This is a genomic window from Natronospira elongata (assembly GCF_034931365.1).
GTDB classification, from domain to species: domain Bacteria; phylum Pseudomonadota; class Gammaproteobacteria; order Natronospirales; family Natronospiraceae; genus Natronospira; species Natronospira elongata.
Genome location: NZ_JAYGII010000071.1, coordinates 1 through 5,209 on the forward strand (window position 1 = coordinate 1; position 5,209 = coordinate 5,209).

At 55.5% G+C, this 5,209-nt stretch carries 6 protein-coding genes; 5 read left to right on the forward strand and 1 reads right to left on the reverse strand.

From position 1 onward, the window contains the following. From VCB98_RS13620 to ltrA, 5 genes are all read left to right on the forward strand, one after another. A partial coding sequence (locus VCB98_RS13620; protein ID WP_346053454.1) for an RHS repeat-associated core domain-containing protein occupies positions 1–1,327 on the forward strand: 1,327 nt, incomplete at its 5' end. Beyond that, a complete protein-coding gene (locus VCB98_RS13625) occupies positions 1,314–1,931 on the forward strand; it encodes a hypothetical protein (protein WP_346053456.1) in 618 nt (205 codons plus the stop codon). The genes VCB98_RS13620 and VCB98_RS13625, both read left to right, overlap by 14 nt. A 58-nt stretch (positions 1,932–1,989) precedes the next feature. Continuing rightward, positions 1,990–2,493 (forward strand): eCIS core domain-containing protein, encoded by a 504-nt coding sequence (locus VCB98_RS13630; RefSeq protein WP_346053458.1) that lies wholly within the window; start codon positions 1,990–1,992, stop codon positions 2,491–2,493. Further along, a complete protein-coding gene (locus VCB98_RS13635) occupies positions 2,490–2,903 on the forward strand; it encodes a hypothetical protein (protein WP_346053460.1) in 414 nt (137 codons plus the stop codon). The genes VCB98_RS13630 and VCB98_RS13635 overlap by 4 nt, the downstream gene beginning before the upstream one ends. A gap of 650 nt (positions 2,904–3,553) precedes the next feature. Then, positions 3,554–4,861, forward strand: a complete 1,308-nt coding sequence (ltrA, locus tag VCB98_RS13640; protein WP_346053462.1) for a group II intron reverse transcriptase/maturase — start codon at positions 3,554–3,556, stop codon at positions 4,859–4,861. A gap of 255 nt (positions 4,862–5,116) precedes the next feature. Here ltrA and VCB98_RS13995 read toward each other — a convergent pair. Beyond that, positions 5,117–5,209: CsiV family protein (locus VCB98_RS13995; protein WP_374729223.1), on the reverse strand; the 93-nt coding region annotated here is incomplete at its 5' end.

Genomic DNA, 5,209 nt, shown 5'->3' on the forward strand with positions numbered 1-5,209 from the left:
CCGTTATCTGCTCCACGACCACCAGGGCTCGGTGGTGATGACGGTCACCGGCCACGGCAGCGGTGCCCAGGTCTCAAGCCGCCTGGACTTCGGTGTCTGGGGTGAGCGCCGGCCCGGCGAGGGGGATATTCAGATGATCGGGGGCTTTGTCATCCCCCCGCCGGACTATCCCCGCGGCTACACCGGTCACGAACACCTGGACGTGGTGGGCCTGATCCACATGAATGGCCGGGTTTATGACCCGAATCTGGGGCGTTTCCTGAGCCCGGACCCCTTCGTGCAGTTCCCCGAGAGCAGTCAGGGCTTCAACCGCTATACTTATGTGGGTAATGACCCGCTCTCGCATACGGACCCGAGTGGGTATTTTGCCAGTGCGTTACTCGGCGCCGTTTTCTCGGGGGACTCAGCGACCCTGGGCAGGGCACTCCAGATTGCGGCGCCGGCACTGGGTGGTGTATGTGGCCCCGCCTGCGTGGGCCTGGCCAGTGCGGCTGCCGGTTACATGCAAGGAGCCAACCTTAAGGAGGCGGCCTTAATGGGGGCGACGGCCACAGTGGGGGCTGCCGCAGGCGCAGCCATCGGTGAAGCTGGGTATGGGACATTTGGCAATATCATGGCCAGTGGGGCGCTTGGTGGTGCTCTGACGACCGTGAACGGAGGAAGCTTCCGTGATGGCTTTATAGGTGGTGCCGTTGGTGCGGCGGCAGGTACCATGACGGGCGGCATTGACAATGAGGGGGCACGGGCAATTGTGGTTGTGATTGCTGGTGGAACCGCCAGTAGTTTGAGTGGCGGATCGTTCACAAATGGGGCGGTGAGTGCGGCTTTTGCTTATGCGGTTGGGCGGGCGGCTGAGAAACGAGGCTTTTCAAGCAGACGGACAAACCCAGATGACATCCTGGATCCGGACCAGCGAGAGGCTGTGTTCGAGCAGGCGAAAAATCGACTGCAAGAAAAAGGACTGCTTGGCGACTTCGATATAGAGTTCAAGAATGAATTCGCTGTTGCCACTATGAATGAAGATATGACGGTGAGTGGAATCGAGACATTCCCAAACTATGACGACGCGGTCGAGTTCCGTTTGAACTACTCCGGTCAGGGAAGAGCTGTGCTTCTTGATGGCGTTGCAGGTATAGGTGGTAATAAAGCAACGATATTTGCAGGCGCTACGACGCCTGGTGAGCTTATGATGAGTCTAGATAGAATTCCTATAAACTCGAGGCAGTCAGCCGAGTTCGTGATTATGCACGAAGTCGGTCATCTGAGCGGCCACAGACTCGAACATAGGGCTGATCAATTTGCGTGTGACAGTCTTGAGTGGTGCTGACATGGTAATAATAAATTATAGACATCTGTTCGGTTCTCTTTTTTCAGGTCTGATTTTGATGTTTTCGCCTACATCTTATGCAGAAGACATAGACTTGATGAGTGTTATAGCGAAGTCGGATTTTGTGGGCTTGATTTCGATTGAGCAGGGGGTGCCACCGAATGAAAAAGCTAATGATGAATATTTGAGTGCTCGTATATCCGAAGATTGGTGCGGTGACAAAGAAGGAAAGATTCGGATCTACGGCGATGCGATCGCCGACTATTACGATTGGGCTGAAAATTATTTCTTTGTAGGATTCTATGAGTCGAGATATGGAGAAGATGCTAATGGTTTACCGTCTACGGTGTCATCGTACAGGTCACCAAGTGGCTTGCAAACATTATTTGCGGTAGCCGACGATGGCGCAATCCCACCTTCCCTGTACCTAAACCGCCATAATCCATTGGTTCCGATTAAAGGGGTTTTGTCCAGTGATCTCGTCCAAGATCTAATGGTTTGGGATGATAGAATTGTTGTGGCCATAAAATTTGATGATGCTGCCGAAGAGGTGATGCGGATTCTCGATGAGCTTGATTCAGAGTTGCTTTGCAAGGGGAGTTGAGAGAGTGGGTTGTTTTAATTGAATGGGGGCGTTCACAAATGGGGCGATTTCTGCAGCAATGGCCTATGCGGTCGCTGAGGCTGGGGAATCCGGTGGTCCTCGGGAAATGACGGAAGGTGAGATTGAGCACTTTCAAGATATGGTCTTCGGAGAATCGATTGACTGGGACAAGGTGCGTGTGCGCAAGTCTGCACTCATCACTGATCTTGCTGATGCGAAGGGCGTTGTGGTTGGTAATACGATTCATGTTCACCCCGACTACTACCATGCGGATTTTTCGCAGGCAGGGCTCGTGGATCAGGCATTTTTTGCGCACGAATTGACCCATGTTTGGCAGTATCAGAATGTGACGCGTCTAACGCCGATCCGGGCAATTGGAGAGCATATGACTGTCTCCGAACCGTATGAGTGTTCACTTGATGGGAGGAGGTTTGATCAGTATGGGATTGAGCAGCAGGGCATGATTATAAATAATTATATTGAGGTTCAGTCTCGCCAAAACCCCATTCTACAGAATCAATATGAGAGCATGATTTATGGCCCAGGGGGCATCCAAAGATGATGACCGCAGAGAAACGTAAGTTGTTATTTGGTTTGATTGTAGTGTTTTTAATTTTGGTGTTTCTTTACGGCTGCCAAAGATCAATTGAAGTCGATGTGGTGTGGGACGAGGGTGTTCCTGTATTTTTTATAGATGAGGAGAGGTTGGGTTCGGGTGGAATTGCTTTAAGGAGTGTTTACGTTTATCAGGGAACCTTTCGGGATAGAGAGTCATTGATGTGGCGACTTGTCTTTAAGACAGTCGATCCTTTTCCGGAGGTTTCGTCGCCGGTGAGATATGGAGTGGCGCCGGATGGGTTCGATGTTGCTGTCGGCCCAAAGCCCATAAAGAAATGTGAGTCTTATGTCGTGATGGCGTCTGTAGCCAGAGGGCTTGGCTATGCGGAGTTTGAAAGTCCATGCCCTGATTAGTTGGACCGCTGTCAGGGTGTGCTAGTTTGTACTTGTTTAGTTATTGTGCGCCAGGAAAGCCTGGTCGCATGGGATCGGCGGCAGGAGGCAGCCGAGAAAATGTGTGAGGAACCCGGTGGGTAGTCAGTCCCACTCGGCAAAGGCTGGCCACCAGCCGAAAGCGAGTCTTGCGTCTGTGGGTGGGTAACTGCCCGGGCGAAGCGTAGACAGCGAGCATGCGGGCCGCGTGATTGAGCCTCGAAATAACTTCGATCGCGGGAGCCGACACGCTAATAACCGTGGAAGGCAGCACGACGCCACTGTAATGGCCTGGTGGTGATATGTCCCGTCGGGGTCTGAGAGCGGGGCACGCATGCGTGAGGGTTCCCCAGGAACCTGGGAGGTCCTCTACTCTCCACCAATAGGGAACCGGCAGGCGGACCGGAATGCAACCGCCCGGCTGTTGCTGGCGGTACGCGGTCGGCAACGGAGCGAACGAACAGCGTACTGCGGTGGTAGCTTGAGGCAACGATCACAAGGAGTCTCGGCGACGGAGTAGAGGAAGTCGGAGCTTTCCATAGTACCGGTGAATGCGGGGAACATGAGCCCTGTGGACCCGCAGGAGGGAAGGGAAAGCCGGGTAGAGAGGCTCGTTGTTGGAGACACGGCGGATGCACAGGAATCCGACAGGCGTGTACACGCGACAACAACGAATAGCATGTAATGCGCGTTCCCATCCCGAGCGTGCTTTCACTTCGCTGGCCCACCATTTGGATCTGGACTGGTTGCTTGAAGCCTACCGTCGGATCCGGAAGGATGGTGCCGTAGGCGTGGACGGCCAGACGGCAGCGGAGTTCGAGGCCGACCTGTACGGTAATCTCGAACGACTCCGAGAAGCGGCCCTCTCGGGTCGCTATCGGGCGCCGCCGGCTCGGCGTGTTTACATTCCCAAGGGTGATGGCACGAAACGTCCCCTCGGCATACCAACGCTCTCAGACAAGATCCTTCAGCGGGCGGTGGCGATGCTGTTGGAGCCGATCTTCGAGCAGGATTTTCTGGCCTGCTCGTTCGGTTTCCGGCCGGGGCGTTCGGCCCATCAAGCCCTGGACTACTTGTGGCGTAATGCCATGCGCCAGGGTGGTGGATGGGTATTCGACGTGGATATTCAGCGGTTTTTTGAGACGCTGGACCATGACCGACTTCGGGAGGTCATCGCGCGAAGGGTCAGTGACGGTGTAATCCGTCGTTTGATTGGTAAATGGCTTAATGCTGGCGTCATGGAAGGCGCCCAGTGGTACCGCACCCGGCAGGGGACCCCCCAAGGGGGTGTGATCTCACCCCTCTTGGCGAATGCATATCTCCACGCCGTGGTTGATGAGTGGTTCGACCGTGAAGTTCAGCCCCGTCTCAAGGGGCGGGCCTTTCTCGTGCGATATGCCGACGACTTGGTCATAGGCTTCACCAACGAGGTGGACGCTCGACGCGTGGCGGCCGTTATGGCTAAACGTCTTGATCGGTACAACCTGCGACTTCATCCCGAGAAGAGCCGGCTTGTACCGTTCAGAGCGGCGCGCCGCCGCGCAGGTCCCCGGCCCGGGAGTTTCGACTTCCTCGGTTTTACACATTACTGGGGGCGCTCCCGCGCGGGCCGACCGGTGATACTGCGCAAGACAGCTAAAACACGCGTCCGACGTGTCTTGGGACTCGTCAATCAGTGGTGTCGGCGCCACCGACACTGGCCGGTTGCCGAGCAATGCGACCGCTTATCACGCCTGCTTCGAGGGCACTATGCCTACTACGGTGTGATAGGCAATAGTCGGTCCTTGCGGCAAGTGTTACATGCCGTAAAACGGCTCTGGATTAAATGGCTCGGACGTCGATCGCAACGGCGGATGAATTGGGAGACGGCTCAGCGATTGTTGCAGCGTTATCCCTTGCCACCGGCGCGACTGTCGCGTTATGCCTCTGTTGCTGGGTAAACTCTCTGCTCGAGGAGCCGGATGCGGGAGTTCCGCATGTCCGGATCTGTGGGGGACCGGCCGGGCGACCGGTCGGTCTACCCGACACCCGACACCCAGGGGTTCTGTTCTGGTGCCCCGATTATGCTGCCTGATCGGCGGTGATTATTTCGTCCATGCAGGTTTTTGAATGCGGATGGAAGAGATTAAGCTGGATTCCCGGTTCGCTGAGTCCTTTCTTGAGCGTAGTGATGACTATCAGCGCTTGCGCTTGGCTTAGTTTTCCGGCCGATCGATTCTAACCAGCAGTCCGAAGCGCGGGTGGTCGAAGTAGTGGAGTTGGCCGAGGCGTAGGCGGCGGCTTTCGGT